Source organism: Proteus sp. ZN5, assembly GCF_011046025.1.
Classification (GTDB): domain Bacteria; phylum Pseudomonadota; class Gammaproteobacteria; order Enterobacterales; family Enterobacteriaceae; genus Proteus.
Window position 1 is genome coordinate 2,633,048 of record NZ_CP047639.1, and the last position, 18,374, is coordinate 2,651,421.

Annotated in this window: 21 protein-coding genes; 13 read left to right on the forward strand and 8 right to left on the reverse strand. The window is 35.5% G+C overall.

All coding sequences use genetic code 11. From position 1 onward, the window contains the following. Positions 1 to 86: 86 nt before the first annotated feature. The 6 genes from GTK47_RS12125 to GTK47_RS12150 all read left to right on the forward strand — a co-directional run bounded on the left by GTK47_RS12125 (position 87) and on the right by GTK47_RS12150 (position 4,506). A complete protein-coding gene (locus tag GTK47_RS12125) occupies positions 87 to 374 on the forward strand; it encodes a YcgL domain-containing protein (RefSeq protein ID WP_069369136.1) in 288 nt (95 codons plus the stop codon). A gap of 24 nt (positions 375 to 398) precedes the next feature. Beyond that, on the forward strand, positions 399 to 1,526 hold the full coding sequence (locus GTK47_RS12130; RefSeq protein WP_165123488.1) for a lytic murein transglycosylase: 1,128 nt from the start codon (positions 399 to 401) through the stop codon (positions 1,524 to 1,526). Positions 1,527 to 1,579: 53 nt separating this feature from the next. Continuing rightward, positions 1,580 to 2,236, forward strand: a complete 657-nt coding sequence (locus GTK47_RS12135; protein WP_075671101.1) for a fumarylacetoacetate hydrolase family protein — start codon at positions 1,580 to 1,582, stop codon at positions 2,234 to 2,236. A gap of 36 nt (positions 2,237 to 2,272) precedes the next feature. After that, entirely contained in the window at positions 2,273 to 2,716 is a 444-nt protein-coding gene (locus tag GTK47_RS12140) for a YcgN family cysteine cluster protein (RefSeq protein ID WP_088495473.1), read from the forward strand. Positions 2,717 to 2,772: 56 nt separating this feature from the next. Then, positions 2,773 to 3,249 (forward strand): DUF6392 family protein, encoded by a 477-nt coding sequence (locus GTK47_RS12145; protein WP_165123490.1) that lies wholly within the window; start codon positions 2,773 to 2,775, stop codon positions 3,247 to 3,249. 525 nt (positions 3,250 to 3,774) lie between these two features. Continuing rightward, on the forward strand, positions 3,775 to 4,506 hold the full coding sequence (locus GTK47_RS12150) for a DNA/RNA non-specific endonuclease (protein ID WP_241256109.1): 732 nt from the start codon (positions 3,775 to 3,777) through the stop codon (positions 4,504 to 4,506). Positions 4,507 to 4,650: 144 nt separating this feature from the next. Here the strand turns inward: GTK47_RS12150 and tnpA (GTK47_RS12155) are convergent, their stop codons facing one another. The 6 genes from tnpA (GTK47_RS12155) to GTK47_RS20630 form a co-directional block, all read right to left on the reverse strand. Then, on the reverse strand, positions 4,651 to 5,106 hold the full coding sequence (gene tnpA, locus GTK47_RS12155) for an IS200/IS605 family transposase (protein WP_165121832.1): 456 nt from the start codon (positions 5,104 to 5,106) through the stop codon (positions 4,651 to 4,653). A gap of 210 nt (positions 5,107 to 5,316) precedes the next feature. Continuing rightward, positions 5,317 to 6,090 carry an iron export ABC transporter permease subunit FetB gene (gene fetB, locus GTK47_RS12160; RefSeq protein WP_165123494.1) on the reverse strand — a complete coding sequence of 258 codons (774 nt, stop codon included), beginning with the start codon at positions 6,088 to 6,090 and terminating at the stop codon, positions 5,317 to 5,319. Between the two features lie 50 nt (positions 6,091 to 6,140). Continuing rightward, positions 6,141 to 6,791 carry an iron ABC transporter ATP-binding protein FetA gene (gene fetA / locus GTK47_RS12165; RefSeq protein WP_165123496.1) on the reverse strand — a complete coding sequence of 217 codons (651 nt, stop codon included), beginning with the start codon at positions 6,789 to 6,791 and terminating at the stop codon, positions 6,141 to 6,143. 145 nt (positions 6,792 to 6,936) lie between these two features. Further along, positions 6,937 to 7,146: an EamA family transporter gene (locus GTK47_RS12170; RefSeq protein WP_277603076.1), complete on the reverse strand. Its 210-nt coding sequence runs from the start codon at positions 7,144 to 7,146 to the stop codon at positions 6,937 to 6,939. A 38-nt stretch (positions 7,147 to 7,184) separates the two neighbouring features. After that, the gene (locus tag GTK47_RS12175; protein WP_165123500.1) at positions 7,185 to 8,117 is read right to left on the reverse strand and encodes an acyl-CoA thioester hydrolase/BAAT C-terminal domain-containing protein; all 933 of its coding nucleotides are present in this window, start codon (positions 8,115 to 8,117) and stop codon (positions 7,185 to 7,187) included. A gap of 180 nt (positions 8,118 to 8,297) precedes the next feature. Next, positions 8,298 to 9,212, reverse strand: a complete 915-nt coding sequence (locus tag GTK47_RS20630; protein ID WP_165123502.1) for a helix-turn-helix domain-containing protein — start codon at positions 9,210 to 9,212, stop codon at positions 8,298 to 8,300. Between the two features lie 90 nt (positions 9,213 to 9,302). Here GTK47_RS20630 and GTK47_RS12185 point away from each other — a divergent pair, with 90 nt between their 5' ends. From GTK47_RS12185 to GTK47_RS12200, 4 genes are all read left to right on the forward strand, one after another. Next, the gene (locus GTK47_RS12185) at positions 9,303 to 9,923 is read left to right on the forward strand and encodes a TetR family transcriptional regulator (protein WP_165123504.1); all 621 of its coding nucleotides are present in this window, start codon (positions 9,303 to 9,305) and stop codon (positions 9,921 to 9,923) included. A 65-nt stretch (positions 9,924 to 9,988) separates the two neighbouring features. Continuing rightward, positions 9,989 to 10,465: an NUDIX domain-containing protein gene (locus GTK47_RS12190; RefSeq protein WP_165123506.1), complete on the forward strand. Its 477-nt coding sequence runs from the start codon at positions 9,989 to 9,991 to the stop codon at positions 10,463 to 10,465. A 229-nt stretch (positions 10,466 to 10,694) separates the two neighbouring features. After that, positions 10,695 to 11,150: an IS200/IS605 family transposase gene (gene tnpA, locus GTK47_RS12195; RefSeq protein ID WP_165121832.1), complete on the forward strand. Its 456-nt coding sequence runs from the start codon at positions 10,695 to 10,697 to the stop codon at positions 11,148 to 11,150. A gap of 562 nt (positions 11,151 to 11,712) precedes the next feature. Next, on the forward strand, positions 11,713 to 13,311 hold the full coding sequence (locus GTK47_RS12200; RefSeq protein ID WP_165123508.1) for a methyl-accepting chemotaxis protein: 1,599 nt from the start codon (positions 11,713 to 11,715) through the stop codon (positions 13,309 to 13,311). An 88-nt stretch (positions 13,312 to 13,399) separates the two neighbouring features. Here GTK47_RS12200 and GTK47_RS12205 read toward each other — a convergent pair whose 3' ends face one another. Beyond that, entirely contained in the window at positions 13,400 to 14,398 is a 999-nt protein-coding gene (locus GTK47_RS12205) for a 2-hydroxyacid dehydrogenase (protein ID WP_165123510.1), read from the reverse strand. 149 nt (positions 14,399 to 14,547) lie between these two features. Here GTK47_RS12205 and GTK47_RS12210 point away from each other — a divergent pair, with 149 nt between their 5' ends. Genes GTK47_RS12210 through GTK47_RS12220 form a run of 3 tightly spaced genes read left to right on the forward strand, consistent with a single transcriptional unit; the run spans position 14,548 to position 17,730 of the window. Beyond that, on the forward strand, positions 14,548 to 17,184 hold the full coding sequence (locus GTK47_RS12210; protein WP_165123512.1) for a YdbH family protein: 2,637 nt from the start codon (positions 14,548 to 14,550) through the stop codon (positions 17,182 to 17,184). Further along, the gene (locus GTK47_RS12215; protein WP_206535852.1) at positions 17,181 to 17,387 is read left to right on the forward strand and encodes a YnbE family lipoprotein; all 207 of its coding nucleotides are present in this window, start codon (positions 17,181 to 17,183) and stop codon (positions 17,385 to 17,387) included. The genes GTK47_RS12210 and GTK47_RS12215 overlap by 4 nt, the downstream gene beginning before the upstream one ends. A gap of 10 nt (positions 17,388 to 17,397) precedes the next feature. Continuing rightward, positions 17,398 to 17,730 carry a YdbL family protein gene (locus tag GTK47_RS12220; RefSeq protein WP_165123514.1) on the forward strand — a complete coding sequence of 111 codons (333 nt, stop codon included), beginning with the start codon at positions 17,398 to 17,400 and terminating at the stop codon, positions 17,728 to 17,730. A gap of 72 nt (positions 17,731 to 17,802) precedes the next feature. Here GTK47_RS12220 and GTK47_RS12225 read toward each other — a convergent pair whose 3' ends face one another. Continuing rightward, entirely contained in the window at positions 17,803 to 18,357 is a 555-nt protein-coding gene (locus tag GTK47_RS12225; protein WP_165123516.1) for a fimbrial protein, read from the reverse strand. Positions 18,358 to 18,374 lie beyond the last annotated feature (17 nt).

Genomic DNA, 18,374 nt, shown 5'->3' on the forward strand with positions numbered 1-18,374 from the left:
ACGATATTACGAAAGTATATAAGCATGTTATATTTACTAAAATATTCAGGCAAGTCGCTTATTTTAATAATTAGAGTTTAATGAAAATGATTTGTGCAATTTACCGTAGTACCAAACGTGATCAAACTTATTTATACATCGAAAAAAAGGATGATTTCTCTCGAATTCCGGACGAATTATTACAAAGTTTTGGCGAACCACAATTTTCAATGTTGCTTAATCTCGCGGATAGACAGCGTTTAGCGCATGCTGACATTGAAAAAGTCAAAAAAGCATTAGTTGAACAGGGTTTTTACTTACAAGTTCCACCACCTGTCGAAAGTATGTTAAATGCTTATTTAGATGAATTAAAAAAATCAGAAAAAACTGAATAAATCATCGAGATAAAAGGAGCATAAATGTTCAAATATTCATTCATCGCTGTGATTGTTTCCAGTTTAACGTTATCTGCGTGTACTAATAACCAACAAAAATTGGCTGAAAGACAAATTACTGCACCAGAGGCAACGGCAGTTGAAACACAAAAAACACCTCGATGGAAACAAGTGAATGTCGCATCGCTAGAACAAGCGTTTCCTAAAGAAACTCGTACTTCTGCACAATTTCCTGTTTATGTTGAAGCTCTGAAATTGAAAGCTGCTCAGTTGGGATATAAACAAGAAACAATAGATTTTGCTTTTTCAGAAGTACATTTTATTGAACGAGTGATTAAGTCGGACCGTAATCAGCCAGAAAAGAAAATCACACTCGATGTTTATTTACCTCGCATTGTTACCAACGGCCGTTTAAACCAAGGGGCTAAGCTCTATCAAGAGAATCAAGATACTCTAGAACAAATCAGTAAAAAATATGGTGTGCCTGCAAACTATATTGTTGCGTTATGGGGACTCGAGAGTGGTTTTGGTAAGGTGCAAGGCAAAGAAGATGTTGTCTCCGCACTTGCAACGCTCGCATTTGAAGGTCGTCGAGAAGAACTCTTTGCCCGTCAATTAATGGCAGCATTAGAGATTATTGAAGAAGGCCATATCCCTCAAGGACAGCGCCTTAAAGGCTCTTGGGCGGGAGCGATGGGACAAACTCAGTTTATGCCATCTTCTTTCCTAACTTATGCCGCAGATGGCAATGGCGACGGAAAAATCGATATTTGGAATACTCAAGAAGATGCATTTGCTTCGGCTGCTAACTATTTAGCGACGGAAGGCTGGAAAAGTGGACTTCCTTGGGGAGAACAGGTTACTTTATCGGTAGATTTTAACCAGCAGCTTGAAGGTATTAAGACCGAACAGAAAAAAACGGTTGCTCAATGGAAAGCATTAGGTGTTCAATTACCAGCAAATAGCCAATTGAACGATACTATGCCTGTATGGTTAATTATTCCTGATGATGATTTGCACAGAAGCTATTTAGTGACACAGAACTTCCGTACGATTATGCATTGGAACAGCTCTTACTTTTTTGCCCTTAGCATTGTCACAATGGCTGATGGCGTTGCTAATAAAATAAATTCACTGCCTAACGCGAGCTAATCGCGTTTTGATAGTGAAATAAAACACAGCAATTTACCTAAAAGGAACACATTATGTATCAACATCGTGATTGGGAAGGCGCGTTACTTGATTTTCCTGTCAATAAAGTGATTTGCGTTGGTAGTAACTATGCAAATCACATTAAAGAGATGGGATCCGTTCGCTCAGAAGAACCTGTGATTTTTATCAAACCAGAAACAGCCATGTGTGATATTCGCCAACCTATTGCTATTCCAAAAGATATGGGTGCGGTTCACCACGAAATTGAATTAGCAGTACTTATCGGTCAGCCACTTAAACAAGCTAATGAAGATAGAGTTGATCGTGCAATTGCAGGTTTCGGTATTGGTCTTGATCTCACATTACGTGATTTACAAGGTAAATTGAAAAAAGCAGGGCAGCCGTGGGAAAAAAGTAAAGCATTTGATGGCTCTGCACCATTATCCGGTTTTATTCCTGTTAATTCATTTGGCGACCCGCAAAACGCAGATTTAATGTTGCGTGTTAATGACGAGATTCGTCAGCAGGGTAACAGTCGTGATATGCTAACTCCTGTTTTACCCCTTATCAGCTATATGTCTCGCTTTTTTACCCTACGTCCTGGTGATGTGATTTTAACGGGAACACCTGAAGGTGTTGGCCCTCTAGAATCAGGCGATATGTTGGTATTAAGTGTTAATGAACATCAGCTGACAACGCGGGTTATTTAATTCGTATTAGATGAGCAATAAGGTAATAGCGTAGAGATGACACAGGCTTTTTGGCAGACTAAAACATTAGATGAAATGAGTGATGATGAGTGGGAATCGCTCTGTGACGGGTGTGGGCAGTGTTGTTTACACAAGTTAATGGATGATGATACTGACGAGATATATTTTACCAATGTCGCTTGTAATCAGCTAAATATTAAAACCTGCCAATGCAGTAATTACGAAGATCGTTTCCGTTATGAGCCAGATTGTATCAAGCTTACACGGTATAATTTACCGACATTTGAGTGGTTACCAATGACATGTGCGTATCGTCTGTTAGCAGAAGGCAAAACGTTACAAAGTTGGCATCCACTTATTGCAGGTAATAAAGCAAAAATGCACCAAGGTAATATTTCTGTAAGATATATTGCGGTGCCAGAAACTGAAGTTGAAGATTGGGAAGATCATATTCTTAATCGTCCGAAAGGGCGTGGTTAATTTCTTATTTTCAATAAAAGCTCCTTTATAGGAGCTTTTATTAAGGAATGTAAGTAATGACAATAGATATTGCTGGGCTAATTGCCCAATTAGGGAAGAAGTATCAAGATGTTTACGATCAAAATTTAATTCCTTACAAGTCCAAACCTAAAAATGGCAGTTTGGCGATGAAAAAAGAATCTCTTCACTTATATTTTGAGCCATATGGTGTCGGTTTAAGTGAAATCACGCTGACGCTATTTGATGAAAAAACAAAGCAATTTCATTTCCCCCATGCACTTCCTTTCGGGTTACAGCCATTAATGACACAAGAGTGGTTACATGCTCATTATGGAAAACCGATCCGCTTTGCTAAAAAGAAAATGGTGATGTCACTTCATTTAGGTGAAGCAGAAGTTTTTGAGTTATCCAATAATAATCAGATTGTTTTTATCGCCAGATATCCCTACGTTGGCGAGAATGTGGTGATTTCGCTTACCTTTGAATTACGGGAAAGTTTAGAAAAAAGGTGGGATGTTAACTACATAGCTTGATATTGCGTTAGTAACAAAAAATTCCCCTTTTAAAGTTAATAAGAGAATAAATCATTCACCAAATAATCTTTTTTAAGAAAATCTATTGACGAGATGGGAAATATAGTTCACTATTACTTTCATGGTGGGATATTTGAATTTCACCAACCAAATGAATAAATGCCTCGCTTATGCGGGGCTTTTTGCATTCTAGGTCTGTGAAAATACCCGCCATATTTCTTAGCAAAATTCTGAGTCATATTCAGTGATTGAAACGTACATCATTATTAAAATGATGCGTTTTTCTTCGCCGTTTATTACCGGAATTTACTGAAAGAGAAGATTGGATTTTCTCTTATTTAAACATCAAAGCTCGCTTCGGCGAGTTTTTTTGTTTCTTCATTTTATAAAAAGGAATTTTATATGAAACGTATTACCCCAATTATTTTATCACTGCTTATGGTTTCAACCAGCCATGCTAATTCAGAGATGATGGTAGTGCCTGAACTTGAAACTCAATCGTCTGTTGTTGCTCGTGATACTTCAATGCGTGCAATGAATGATGAAAACTGTGGTATTGGTTGTCCATTAGGAGGCAGTGAAACCACTATTCAACGTGATGTTTACACATTAAATAATAATAGCGAAACCAAGTTTGCAGACTGGGTTGCTTATTTAGTGACTAAAGACAGTATCGGTAGTGGTAAAGCGCGTAACTGGAAAAAAGATCCGGCTTTAGGTAATGATGAAACTTTGTCGCCAGCGGATTACAAAAATGCCAATGCCACATTAAAAGTTGACCGTGGTCACCAAGCACCTTTAGCTTCATTGGCTGCGTTACCAGGTTGGAATGCGCTTAACTATCTTTCAAATATTACACCACAAAAAGCAGACTTAAACCAAGGTGCCTGGGTTCGATTAGAAGATCAAGAACGTAATTTGGCAAAAGAAGGTCACAAAGTCTTTACTGTTACAGGGCCTATCTACGAACGAGATATGGGTAAATTGCCAAGTACAGATAAAGATCACACAATTCCAAGTGCTTATTTTAAAGTGTTTTTTCTAAATGATTCACCAGAAAGTTCCTCTTATGCAGCATTTATTATGGATCAACAAACACCGAAAAAAGCAAATTTCTGTGAATTCCAAGTAACAGCAGCTGAAGTGGAAGCACGTACAGGTTTAACACTTTGGAGTCAATTACCTGAAAGTGCTCAAGGTGTGAAATCTCAAGTAGGTGAGTTAGTTAAAAAAATGGGATGTACAGTATCAAAATAAGATTTTGAACTGATTCCTCAGTAAGTAATCATAACCACCCGTAAAACGGGTGGTTTGCTCTTGCCCTATAAGGGCTTGTTACCGACTGCGCCTAAATGACGCTGCTTTCTCTTCGTTCAAGCTAAGTGTCTTTGCTACTTTGGCTTACCCCTTGAAGGGGTTTTCATATTCTTTACTGCTCAATTTATCCGAGATTAAATCCGACTTTTCTTGCTCTCTGATATACTTTTGAATTGTGGCTTCATTGAGTCCAACTGTTGTGACATAGAACCCTTCCGCCCAAAACTTTCTGTTGCCAAATTTATATTTGAGATTGGCATGTCTATCAAAGATCATCAACGAACTTTTACCTTTCAAATATCCCATGAAACTTGATACGCATATCTTCGGTGGAATACTCACTAACATATGAACATGATCTGGCATAAGATGCCCTTCGATTATTTCCACACCTTTATATTTACAAAGGTCTCGAAGGATTTCACCTATACTTGAACGAATTTTATTAAAAATCACTTTCCGTCTATATTTCGGCGAAAAGACGATATGGTATTTACACAGCCACTTTGTATGTGCTGAGCTTTGTGCTTTAATGCCCATAAACACCTTTCCTTATTTAAGTTACGAATATTAGCTTGAACATCTATATCGTAACGGAAAGGTGTTTTTCTTGGTATAACCTTTAATACCCACCCGCATAGCGGGTGGTTTTATATTTAAGACGCTGACGCGACTTAAACTGGCTAAAGCCCATAATAAAAAAGGTCACTTTATTAAGTGACCTTTTTCAATATTGCTAAAGAGTGATATTTAGCGGTTTTCAAAATTAATAAGCTGGTGGCGCTGATTAAAAAATTTCTTATAGGTTAAATAGCAAGCAATGATGGTTGAAATACTGGCTGTTGCCATCAACATAAAAGTCACCATGATTTGATATTTAACAGCTTGTAATGGATCAACACCAGCAAATATAAGCCCTGACATCATACCCGGCAAACTCACAATGCCGACAGTCTTTGCTGCATCAACCGTTGGGATTAATGAAGATTTAATGCTATCTCGAATAATACTCATTGAAGCTATCTTAGGTGTTGCACCAAGGCTTAACATCTCTTGCAATTGTTGCTGTTGATTTTGAAAACGTTGACCTAAATTATTATAACAAAGTCCCGTTGCTATCATTGCATTACCCGCAATCATTCCCGTAATAGGGATAATTTGAATGGGGGTAAAAGCAATGGAACTGGTGAGCAATAAAATAGTTAAAGTTAATAATGCCCCTGTCGTAATAGCGGTAAAAGAGATCAGAAAAATATCTTTAACATATTTACTCCGCTTTTTAGCATTATGGGCTGCGTTATAGCAGATAAATAACACCATTAAGAAAGTGAGAATAAAATGGTCAACATGGAAAATATAGGTCAAGACATAGCCAACAATTAATAATTGAACAATGGCTCTTGCTGTACTCCAAATAATATCTTTTTCTAAAGTTAGTTTTTCTTTACGGCTAATAAGAATAGCCACGAGAACTAATAAAAGCGAGAAAATTAGAGATTCATTGCTTATCGTATGTTCGTTCATAATATTATGTTCGCTCATAACAAAAGGGTGACTGATAAAGAAATAAAAAATCAGGCATCATTGTGAGAAGGTAATAAGATCACATCATCAGCATGTTTTATTTCATTTTGATCATGAGTGACCCATAATACGGCGAGATTTTTATCTTTAACGTAGTGGTGAATAACATTATTTACTTTTGTTTTATTATCTTCATCTAATGCACTTGTTATCTCATCAAGTAATAAAATTTTTGGTATAAATTGCAGGTTTCTTATCAGTGAAATACGTTGTTTTTCGCCTCCTGAAAGTTCATTAATTCCCTTTTTCATAATGGATGCAGGTAAACAAAAATAATCCAAATCTTGTATTAGTTTCTTATCATCCACAGAGAGTTTTCGTAAAAAATAAGGAAATTTAAGGTTATCGTAAACAGTCTCACCAAATAACATCGGTGTTTGAGTACAATAAGAAACCTGTTGGCGATATTCTTCGGGTGAAAACGTTAAATAGTCTTTATCTTCAAAGAAAATTGAACCACTGGTAGGTGATAGTAGAGAAGCGACAATCTTGAGTAAGGTGCTTTTACCACAACCTGAAGGGCCTGTGATAAGTTTAAATTCAGAAGGTTGAAGTTCAAAATTGATATTATCAAGGATAGTTTTGTTATCGACTCGATAACCTATTTTATCAAGACGTAAAAGTGCAGTCGTGCTTTTCATTCTTATCCCAAACTTAAAAGAGAGAATAATTATCATTATATAGAATTAACGATATAAAGATCCTGCTTTAAATCAGTTAGTAAGCAATTTTGTTGCTATTTAAGTATAGGATAATAAGAATGCGAGCCAATAAAAAAAGATAAATTTATTTTTCTCGATTGACTAAAAAAATACCAAATAGCCCTAATAACAGTAAAATAGCACCTTGTTTCTTAGTGGGTTTATGCCATTTGAATTTCGTTAAGAATAAAATAAAGAGTAGACAGATAGACACGATAACAAAGCGCAATGTAGCAAGTAATAAACCATCAATTTCAGGCAAGATAACTCGCCCTGCAATAAAAATCCCACCCAAACGATAGAGACTAGGCTAGTAATAAATAAGCCGTTAAATCACTCTTTGGATTGTTTTTCATATTGTGAGTACCAATGCTTTATATCATCGATTATCTCATTCGTTAAACGCTCGCCTTGTTCATTATAAAACCCATGATCTAACTTATCGTATTTAATAAATTTCACATTAGGTTGGTTGATATCTTGGCTTAATTGATTAAATGCATCGACATTTACATTCGCGTCATTAAGTGTCTGAATAATTAAGATAGGGGTATGTTGATTGCTTTTAATAACGTTAAGTAAATCAATCGCAAAATATTGTTGCCACCATGATTTACTGTGCTCACTGATAAATTGCTCATCATCTATTTGATTACTTCTTATTGCATCAGCAAATTGCTGAAAGCCACTTAGCGCATCTTCAATGTGTTCTTTAGGTGCAGTAAGACGGATGTTATAAAGAACATCATCAAGAAAAAAACGCCCCCCACCATTTAGTGCAATAGCTGCTTTAATATCATTCCGTTTAGCTACCACTAAATGCACCATCGTGGCGCCTTCACTTCCACCAATTAAAATAATATTCGGATACTGCGAAGATAATTTATCTAACACTGCCTCATAATCTTCAGTTCGTTGTTTAGGATTATCATGAAGCTTATAGCTTTTAGGGCAATCAACACGTTCACCATCATATTGAGAATAAGGTAATTGAGCAGTAATACCGTATTTTTCTACCATTAAAACATCACTATTGAGTAACCACTGACCAAAGGTTTCTTGAATAAATGTATTATTTTTAATGCTGTTACAGTCAGAGCCTTGCATTAACACCAATAGAGTTTGATTTTTTTCAGCCCGTTTATCCAAGTAATAGCTAATTTCACTGCCATCTTTACGTGAGAGTAAATGTGTCGATATTTCTGCATAACTTGCAAAAGAAGGAAGCAAAAAAGTAGAGAGTAAAAATAGAAGTGAAGTGCGCATGGTCACCTTGATTTTTTGTAGGGATGTAATAAGAAATTTTATTTTAATAATAAGTAAATATCTAATTTAGTGAGTTATTTTACAGAAACAAGCGAAGAAAAACTTATCGCACAGATAATCGCTATAAAATTAATTTACTCTTAATAAAATAGCCTGAAAATTCAGGCTATCTGGGGATCATTAATGAATGGGAACGAAATAATCAATCTCTAAGGTTCTAGGTAATTCCATTAAATCAACATCAGTTTCTATACTGACATATCTTTCAATATCAGCCCCTAAGCGACGACATAAACCTAATGCGGGAAGGGTATAAAAATAAATTTTCATCGCAAACTGTTTATATTCTTCTAGCGTTCCCTTAAATTGGAATCTGACATAACGTCCTGCCTCAATCACTCTTTTTCTAAAACCACTGGTTTTTGTAAAATGATCTAAGCTATTTAACCCAATTTCATAATCAATCTGGATTTTATTTTTACGTAATGTATTCGGTTGGTATGAGATAAGCACAGTACTTTCTGTAAAATTTTTATCCGTATACAGTAAAAAATCATTCCAAAATTGATGACGAATATCTTCGTGCAATTTACCTATATCTTCGATAGAGCAAAAATACTGATATTGCATCCCATAAACATAACTTTCAGGTAGATCCATAATTTTAGGAATAGGTAAATCAACAACATCAAAATTGATTGGTGGCTGAAAGTTATCACCACAAAGATTATCTAGTTTACGATATTCTGTGGGTGTTACACCAAAGGTTGCTTTAAAACGACGCGTAAATGATTGCTGGGAATCAAATTGATAACGTAATGCCACAGTCAGAATAGGTAATTTAGTTAATCGTAATTCGGTTGCCGCTTTTGTTAAACGCCTTCCTCGAATATACGAAGCAAGAGTTAATCCCGTTGCCTGTTTAAACACGCGTTGTAAATGCCATTTGGTATAACCAGAACGGATCGCAACGTCATCAAGTAGCAACGGTTTTTCCAGATTCACCTCAATCCAGAGAAGAAGTTCTTTGATAATTTCTATATTAAAAGTGGATAAGGTATTTGAGGGGGTAAACCCATTGTACTGAGATGACATGATAATTTCCTGAAAATATTTTGTTCAGTTTACACGAAACTGATACCCATATATTATTACATACTTATGGTATGTTTTAAGGGTTTTATCATGAAAATAAAATCACGGCAACAAGAGAATTCAGAGCAAACGCGCTCTGCATTACGTGAAGCGGCACAAGAATTATTTATAAATCAGAACTATTGTGATGTTTCTATTGATGAAATATCACGTCACGCAAGAGTAACTAAAGGAGCCTTTTATCACCACTTTAGTAATAAGAAAGCGCTATTAAAAGAGTGCTATCTTTTTCAGGTTGATAAGGTCGTTGAAAAATTGGTTCAAATTCCTACTTATGATGATCAGTGGCAAGAGTTAGAGACTATTTTTAGTTTCTGTGTTGATCATATTTATCAACATAAAAATAAGCTTATTCCCTTACAAGAAATAATTTCCGTTCTAGGTTGGAAGGAATGGGATGAAATTGATTCACAAATTCTTATTCCTCGAATTAAAAAATGTGTAGATACTCTCTATAACAAACAAGAAATTTGTACCTATTCTCCTGATATTGTCGTGAATTTAATTTATGGATTTGTCACGCATATCGCGATTAATTTAAAGAATGAAGCGACATTACCTGAAAATGCCTGTAAGGAGTTTAAAACGATATTTTCTGATTTTTTAATGGGAATAAAACAATCTTCAATAAATGCGAAAGACCATAAATAGCACAAAAATAGTGATAGGTTGATGTACATTGGATCAAAATACACAAAACAAAGGTTCAGAATATTATGACAATAGAAGTGCCTAAGAGCCATTTCACCGCAACGGGCATTGTATTCAATGAGCAGGGCAAATTCCTTCTCCATTTGCACTCTAAAATAGGCTGTTGGTTACCCCCCGGCGGTCATATAGAAGAAAATGAAGAGCCACAAGATGCAGTATTAAGAGAAATAGAAGAAGAAACAGGTTTACTGTGTGAGTGTCTTTGTTATCAACCTGAATTTAGCCTTAATCTAAATAACAATGATGTTATTGAACTTGTAAAACCTCTCGCCATTTTAAAAGAACCCATCCACGATAAAAAACAAGGATTTCATTATCACATCGATATGATTTACCTTTGTAAACCGTTAAACAATAGCCAATTAACAAATAAATCTTTCCAATGGCTCTCTTTGGATGAAGTTAAAAAATTAGAAACCCCATTAAATGTGATAAGACTTATTGAACTAACTGAAAAACTATTAATAAAAAAAATTATTTAAGTTTCTTAATAAAGTTAATTTACTCACAACAAATAGACAATAAAAGCAGTTTTTAGAAACTGCTTTATTTTTATTATGGGCTTTAGCCAGTTTAAGTCGCGTCAGCGTCTTAAATATAAAACCACCCGCTATGCGGGTGGGTATTAAAGGTTATACCAAGAAAAACACCTTTCCGTTACGATATAGATGTTCAAGCTAATATTCGTAACTTAAATAAGGAAAGGTGTTTATGGGCATTAAAGCACAAAGCTCAGCACATACAAAGTGGCTGTGTAAATACCATATCGTCTTTTCGCCGAAATATAGACGGAAAGTGATTTTTAATAAAATTCGTTCAAGTATAGGTGAAATCCTTCGAGACCTTTGTAAATATAAAGGTGTGGAAATAATCGAAGGGCATCTTATGCCAGATCATGTTCATATGTTAGTGAGTATTCCACCGAAGATATGCGTATCAAGTTTCATGGGATATTTGAAAGGTAAAAGTTCGTTGATGATCTTTGATAGACATGCCAATCTCAAATATAAATTTGGCAACAGAAAGTTTTGGGCGGAAGGGTTCTATGTCACAACAGTTGGACTCAATGAAGCCACAATTCAAAAGTATATCAGAGAGCAAGAAAAGTCGGATTTAATCTCGGATAAATTGAGCAGTAAAGAATATGAAAACCCCTTCAAGGGGTAAGCCAAAGTAGCAAAGACACTTAGCTTGAACGAAGAGAAAGCAGCGTCATTTAGGCGCAGTCGGTAACAAGCCCTTATAGGGCAAGAGCAAACCACCCGTTTTACGGGTGGTTATGATTGGAAATAAATCATTTTTAAAATGTACTATAAATTAATTTTAAGTTAAATAAATTAATGTTAATAGGTAAATATACTTATTGGGTGTTAATGTAAAAACACACAAATAAAATTGCAAAAACTAAAAAATAATTAATAAATTATCTTTTTCTGAGTAAAATCATCCTCATTGCGGGATATTGTGTAGTTAGTTTGCGTTTGGATGGATAAAACAATCGTTTATTTCATAAATGAAAAATGGTTTTCACTGCACTCTAAAGTTTTTCCTCATTATTACCGACATTATAAACAAAGGCAGATCCTACTTGCCTTTATATTCTAAAGAATAAATTTTAGCCTTATTTTATTTACACCAGGGAATATGCTCTTTGTCAGAGAAAGAGTGCATTCTGATATCTTACAAATGTACAGATAAAAAATTCTGTATATTTTGATGGAATATGACCATGTTTAAAAATATCAGTATAGAAAAGACCGTTAAGGTCATGCTGGCCATTTTATTTGCGTTGATTATGAGCATTATTTATTTTAGTTATGATGCTTCAACTCGATCCTATAATAATTTCGTTTCATCAAATAGCCTAAGCCAGCAAATGTTACTTATGGGCAAAGCGCGATATCAAATGGCCGTGATCAGGGCAAATATTAATGGGTTAGATGGACAATTACGCGTTAATGAAAAACCCTCAGCAAAATACTTTCACCAAACCGCAGAATATATTGAAATAACGCGTGAAGAAATTCACCGTTGGGCGGATGCTGAAAAGCTGACAATGGAAGGGCGTGAGTTGGCCGATGATATGACCAAACGTTTTGATGAGCTGCTTGATATTTTCACTGGTGCACTAGAGAGATTGCGTAGAGGTGAGCTAACAACACACTCTGCCAGTGTTAAAATGGATGAGCTAAATGACATCACTATGCAATATTATGCTGTCGCAAATGGCATTGAAAATGGTTATATCGATATCGCTAAAGTATCTCAAGAGCGTTTGATGATAGTATCGATTACAACAGGTGTTATTGTTATTCTGCTATTTATCATTATATTACGTTGGTTCTCCCATACCTTTATTGGCAATATCAAAATATTAATTAATATCTTTAGCAAGATGAGTCAAGGCGATTTAAGTATGCGTGTAGATAATCACGGTACTAATGAGTTCGGTCAGTTATTCAATGAAATGAATAAAATGAAAAGTTCATTAAGCCACATGATTTCTTCCGTGAAAAATGCTGTTAATACTATCAGTGTTAGTGCAAGTGAAATCGCGACAGGAAATACAGATTTATCATCTCGAACTGAAGAGCAGGCTAGTGCATTACAAGAAACTGTTGCCAGTATGGAGCAAATTAAAACAACAGTTGAGAAAAATGCGGATAACTCACGTGAAGCAAGCAAATTAGCACTAACAGCAACAACATCTGCTCAAAACGGCGAAAATGTGATGGATAGCGTGGTAGAAACCATGTCTTCAATCTCTGAAAGCGCGAAGAAAATTGCAGACATCAATGACATTATTAATAGCATTGCCAATCAAACGAATATTCTGTCATTAAATGCGGCAGTTGAAGCGGCAAGAGCAGGTGAGCAAGGTAGAGGATTTACCGTTGTGGCATCTGAAGTGCGTAGTTTAGCGAGTCGTAGTGCGGAAGCTGCGAAAGAGATCAATGATTTGATCACACACTCTGTTAATAAAGTGCATGTTGGCTCTCAGCAAGTTGCTCAAGCTGGACGTTCAATGTCAGAGATTGTTACGACCATTAATCAAGTAAATGACTTTATGCAACAGATTGCCCTTGCTTCTAATGAACAAAGTATGGGGATTAATCAAATCGCATTAGCTGTTAGTGAAATGGATACCGTTACTCAGCAAAATGCGGCATTGGTTGAAGAATCAGCGGCTATCACAGCGAATATGGATGATGAAGCTCATCAATTAGCTAAATTAGTTTCACAATTCAAAGTAGATGAAGAGAAAGAAATAGTTTCACGCTTTGATTCAACGCAGCCAGTAGAAGATATCGATACTCAACAAAAATAAATGTCGTATCGCTAATCAATAAAATAAGCCCTCTCCGCTAATCTATGGTAAGAGGGCTTTTTATTACATTTATTTTGAATGCTTAGAATTAAGCTTTGATCTGATTAATGCATTCATTACCTGAAGCAACATCTTTAATGTTGTGCAGTGTCGTTTCACTAATACTAATTAATGCTTCCTCTGTTAAGAAAGCTTGGTGTCCTGTAAATAACACGTTATGACAAGAAGAAAGACGACGGAAAATATCATCTTGAATAACATCATTTGATTTATCTTCAAAGAAAAGGTCACGTTCATTTTCATAAACGTCCATTCCTAATGCACCAATTTTACCTTGTTTTAGCGCATTAATTGCAGCTGCAGAATCCACTAAAGCACCACGACTGGTGTTAATAATCATCACACCATCTTTCATTTGTGCAAAAGCAGTTTCATTTAATAGATGGTGATTATCTGCGGTTAATGGGCAATGTAACGAAATAACATTAGAATTTGCATAGAGCGTTGACAGATCGACATATTCGGCACCTAAATCAAGTACTGCTTGATTTGGATAAGGATCATAAGCCAGTAACTTCATGCCAAAGCCTTTTAATATGCGCAATGTTGCTAATCCTATTTTACCGGTACCAATGATACCAGCAGTACGATTATGCATATTAAAGCCAGTTAAGCCTTCTAATGAGAAGTTTGCATCACGAGTACGTTGATAAGCTCTGTGTATACGACGATTAAGTGATAGCATCATACCAACAGCGTGTTCTGCAATTGCCTCTGGTGAATAAGCAGGTACACGGACAACCGTTATACCTAATTCAGCAGCAGCCTCTAAATCGACGTTATTGAATCCTGCGCAGCGTAATGCGAGGATACGTATATTAAGGCTAGCAAGCTCTTGTAAAACCGCACGATTTGCATCGTCATTGACGAAAATACAAACAGCATCAGCACCAACGGCATTTTTTGCGGTTTGTTCTGTCAAATTAAAATCGAAATATTCAATATCATAATGGTATCCATTATGTTGATTGACCCATTCCATGTGTTTACGATCATAATGTTTAGTACTATAGGAAACGATTTTCATCCAGTCTTCTCTACTCTCGATTAAATTTTTATTCAGAGGCTGGAAAAACAAGAATTATCCAGCCCCAATATGAAAGAAATTAATACTATCATTATAAACAATTTAGCGAGGTAAGTGGATGATTCAGGTTTGTTTAAAAGGAATATGATGTGTTGTTAAGAAAAACAATCAAATGGACAGGGACGATACTACTAGGCACAGGTCTAATTGGCACTGCTTTATGGGTGTCTATTCCTCGTTGGTTGCCCGTGGTTGCTCACTATTACTTGCCTGAAGGTGTAACACTTTCTTTATCGCAGCCCAAGTTACAGCGCATAGGCGTTTCAGTTGAAAATATCTCATTAAAGGCAGAGAGTTGTACTTTAGCTAATCTTGATAACTTTGTTTTTACTTATCAAAAAGAACAGATTGATAAACTTCAATTTAATAGCCAGCAACTCGTCATTGATGAACAATGTTTTTCAATGATGCCAGCAAGTAAACAAGAAGAAACGGCCACAGTTCCACTTGAGATAAATTCACTGCTAACCTCAATACCTCATTTATCCGTCAATATCGATAATGTACTCTTAAAAGAAAATGCTCGTTATCAAGGTACATTACAACTAAAAACACAAAATAATGGCCGATTAATTACTTACCAAGGAGAAAATGCTCAACTTGGTATTTTTATTAGAGATAACCAGTGGCTTGATATTAAACAGTTTAAAGTGAATTTGCCTGATGATAACAATATCGAATTGGCTGCCGAAATAGCGCTTCCTCTAGATATAGCGTCATTACCTGAAAAAGGTACCATTGATGCAACGTTATTAACTTCTCACTATGAACATCCATTAGTTTTTATTCTTGAATGGGTTGGACAATCTGGCACTATTTCAGTTGCTGAACAAGGCGGAGGTCATGCACTGGCTTTATTACCTTGGACAGTCACACCTGAAAATATCGTCATTGATCAAGGTCGTTGGGAATGGTTTGGAGTAGACCAACCTTTACGAGGTGGTGTAAATATTAATATCGCTCAATGGCAAAAAGGATTAACGGATTTAAGATTAACTGCACGATTAAATGTGATGACAGAAGGTAAAGCAGGGAAAGGAAATTTGGTGATATCGATCCCTGAAACGGCTGTAAATTGGTTAGATGCTCAAATTCCTATTCAAATCACCGGTGTTGTTAATAAAGAATTAATGCAAGTCAGTGCGCAATTACCCGTAAAAGTCACTGGTATGTTGACAGATCCTACTATTGAATTTCAATCTGGATCTTTATTTCGTTTCAAAGGGCCAGTTACTGAAACACTTACTGTAACAGATGCTCGTTTACCTTTAGCCGGAACCACCTTTTCATCAAAAGGTTTTAATGGGCGTTTAAATGCGATAGTCGTCGCCCAAGACAGTATTTGGGGAGATTATCGCATTCATTTTCAAGGTAAAGCGATTGATTTCTTACCTGATAATGGAACTTGGCAATGGCGTTATTGGGGCGATGGAAATTTACTACCATTAAAAGCGCATTGGGATATTGCAGGAACAGGTTATTGGGCTGATAAATTAGTGAGTTTTGAGAAACTCAATACAGGTTTTGATGTTTTAAAATACCAACATACTACAATGACTGCGCCACGATTATCTTTATTAAGTCCATTTCGTTGGGTCAGAGATGATAAAACCCCAGCATTTAATGGAAAACTAAAATTAACGAGTCAACGTATTGATTTTCCTGCGGGTGGTTTTTTAGATAAGACAGATTTTGTTGCTACGGTTAGTGGTGAATCACCTTTTAATTTTAATGTAAAAGGTGAACTAAGTGCTAAACCTAATATAGGACCCATTGCAATTAATACACGTTGGGATGGTGCAAGATTAAGAGGCCAAATGCGTTGGCCTTCACAACCTATAAATGTTTTTCAATCACTTGTCCCTGCAGACTTAGGAATTACTCTTGATAAAGGTGAGTTATATACGCAAGCTGATTTTTCTATCGCACCAGAACAGGGATTAATAGCGGGTGGACACCTTGTTGTTAAACAAGGGGGGATGTGGCTTAAAGATGGTGTTTTAGAAGGATTAGATTTTATCTTACCTTGGCGTTTAAATGGAGATGAGTGGCAATTAGGGGTTAAACAACCGGTTCAGTTACGGATAAAACGAGTTAATAACCTTTTTGAAATGACCGATATTACAGCAGATCTTCAAGGTTTCTATCCTGCAACTGAAAATAAACCATTAGTCTTATCTAATGTTAATGTGGCAATGCTGGATGGAACAATATCTTTAGCAAAATTAGCGATACCACAACATGATGCAGCGATTATTTCTATTGATAATATTCAATTAAGTCATCTGTTTACTTTATTAAAAGTGACCCAGTTTGCAGCATCAGGTAAAGTGAGTGGTGAATTTCCATTCTTTATTAATAATAATCAATGGATTATTAAAGATGGTTGGCTGGCTAATTCATCTTATTTAACGTTAAGACTTGATAAAGATTTTGTTGATTCGATTGATGATAGCAATATGTCGGCTGGTGTTGCTATGGCATGGTTGCGTTATCTAGAGATCAGTCGTTCTTGGACTCGTGTTAATTTAAGTAATTTGGGTGAGTTAGTGCTAGAGGCTGAAATTCATGGAACGAATCCTTTAGAGGATAAACGCCGTCAGGTTAATCTAAATTATCGACACGAAGAAAATGTCTTCCAATTATGGCGAAGTTTACGATTTGGTTCACAATTGGAAGAGTGGTTAGAAAAAAGCTTATCAGATTTAGGGAGTGAGTCAGAGTGAAACCATTATTCTTAAAAAAACTATTTTTATTAATGGGCTTGATAGTGGGAATATCAGCCTTAACAGGATGTATTCGATTAGAAGTCGCGACACCTGATAAACCGATAAATATTAATATGAATGTAAAAATCGAACATGAGATTAATGTAAAGATAGACAGACAAGTTGAAGATCTCTTAAAAAATAACAGCGCCATTTTTTAAAGGGTAAATGATGAATTATAAAAAATATCTCTTAAGCTTTGGGCTAATAATGGCTTTAACCAGTACAAATGCTATCGCATTAACACTTGATGAAGCGAGATCACAAGGGTTAGTGGGGGAAACCTTCAGCGGTTATATTGAACTTGTGCAGACAAATAACAAACAAGCTCAACAACTTGTTAATGAAATAAATCAAGCCAGAAAAGCAAAATATGCGGAAATCGCTAAAACTAACCAAGTAACACCCGATTCTGTGGCTCGACTTGCAGGTGAGAAGCTAGTGGCAAGAGCTAATGAAGGTGAATTTGTTAAAGGTATTAATGGTAAGTGGGTCATAAAATAATTAAATAAAAAATTGGATAAATAAAAAAGCATGAAGACTGTAAATTGAATTCATGCTTTTTTATAATCAAGATTAATAATTATTATTAAATCCAACCACATTATCATTTATCATTACAGAAAAATTAATAGTGGACTGTATATAACCGGGTTTTGCTGGCATATTATCTTTTTTTACATAATTGACTAAAAAGTAAAACTCTGTTGCTCCATCAATCAGAGTTTCATTAAATTTATTTTCTTTAGTAAGATTTATAGGTCTTTCTCTATCACTATATAATAATTGAAATGCAATATTAGCGCTTGCACTATCGTCAGTGATCCAATTTCTCAAATAACCGGTATTATTATCAATGCTCGAGTTTTCAATTTTCAAATAAACTTTGCCGTGACTTTTAGAACAGTCGTTTATAGTAATAATAATAATGTGATTGTCAGTATCAGCTAATGTTCCCGCTTCATGTGATGAAAAATCATTTTCATTAATAGAAGAGCGATCACTAATATTTTCATAGATATAATTAATATCACAACTTAAAGGAATTTCATGATCACCTCGTCTAGGTGTTGATGATAATGAAAAAGAGATAAGTAGTAATGTAATTATTAAACAGGTGGCTTTTTTCATGTTTTTCTTAATAGAGA

Coding starts and splice junctions, on each gene's coding strand:
- GTK47_RS12185 (WP_165123504.1), top strand. CDS start 9,303: ATGAAAATAAAATCACGGCAACAAGAGAATTCAGAGCAAACGCGCTCT.
- GTK47_RS20630 (WP_165123502.1), bottom strand. CDS start 9,212: ATGTCATCTCAGTACAATGGGTTTACCCCCTCAAATACCTTATCCACT.
- GTK47_RS12205 (WP_165123510.1), bottom strand. CDS start 14,398: ATGAAAATCGTTTCCTATAGTACTAAACATTATGATCGTAAACACATG.
- tnpA (WP_165121832.1), top strand. CDS start 10,695: ATGGGCATTAAAGCACAAAGCTCAGCACATACAAAGTGGCTGTGTAAA.
- GTK47_RS12220 (WP_165123514.1), top strand. CDS start 17,398: ATGAATTATAAAAAATATCTCTTAAGCTTTGGGCTAATAATGGCTTTA.
- GTK47_RS12140 (WP_088495473.1), top strand. CDS start 2,273: ATGACACAGGCTTTTTGGCAGACTAAAACATTAGATGAAATGAGTGAT.
- GTK47_RS12200 (WP_165123508.1), top strand. CDS start 11,713: ATGTTTAAAAATATCAGTATAGAAAAGACCGTTAAGGTCATGCTGGCC.
- GTK47_RS12125 (WP_069369136.1), top strand. CDS start 87: ATGATTTGTGCAATTTACCGTAGTACCAAACGTGATCAAACTTATTTA.
- GTK47_RS12135 (WP_075671101.1), top strand. CDS start 1,580: ATGTATCAACATCGTGATTGGGAAGGCGCGTTACTTGATTTTCCTGTC.
- GTK47_RS12145 (WP_165123490.1), top strand. CDS start 2,773: ATGACAATAGATATTGCTGGGCTAATTGCCCAATTAGGGAAGAAGTAT.
- GTK47_RS12190 (WP_165123506.1), top strand. CDS start 9,989: ATGACAATAGAAGTGCCTAAGAGCCATTTCACCGCAACGGGCATTGTA.
- fetA (WP_165123496.1), bottom strand. CDS start 6,791: ATGAAAAGCACGACTGCACTTTTACGTCTTGATAAAATAGGTTATCGA.
- tnpA (WP_165121832.1), bottom strand. CDS start 5,106: ATGGGCATTAAAGCACAAAGCTCAGCACATACAAAGTGGCTGTGTAAA.
- fetB (WP_165123494.1), bottom strand. CDS start 6,090: ATGAACGAACATACGATAAGCAATGAATCTCTAATTTTCTCGCTTTTA.
- GTK47_RS12150 (WP_241256109.1), top strand. CDS start 3,775: ATGCGTGCAATGAATGATGAAAACTGTGGTATTGGTTGTCCATTAGGA.
- GTK47_RS12175 (WP_165123500.1), bottom strand. CDS start 8,117: ATGCGCACTTCACTTCTATTTTTACTCTCTACTTTTTTGCTTCCTTCT.
- GTK47_RS12225 (WP_165123516.1), bottom strand. CDS start 18,357: ATGAAAAAAGCCACCTGTTTAATAATTACATTACTACTTATCTCTTTT.
- GTK47_RS12130 (WP_165123488.1), top strand. CDS start 399: ATGTTCAAATATTCATTCATCGCTGTGATTGTTTCCAGTTTAACGTTA.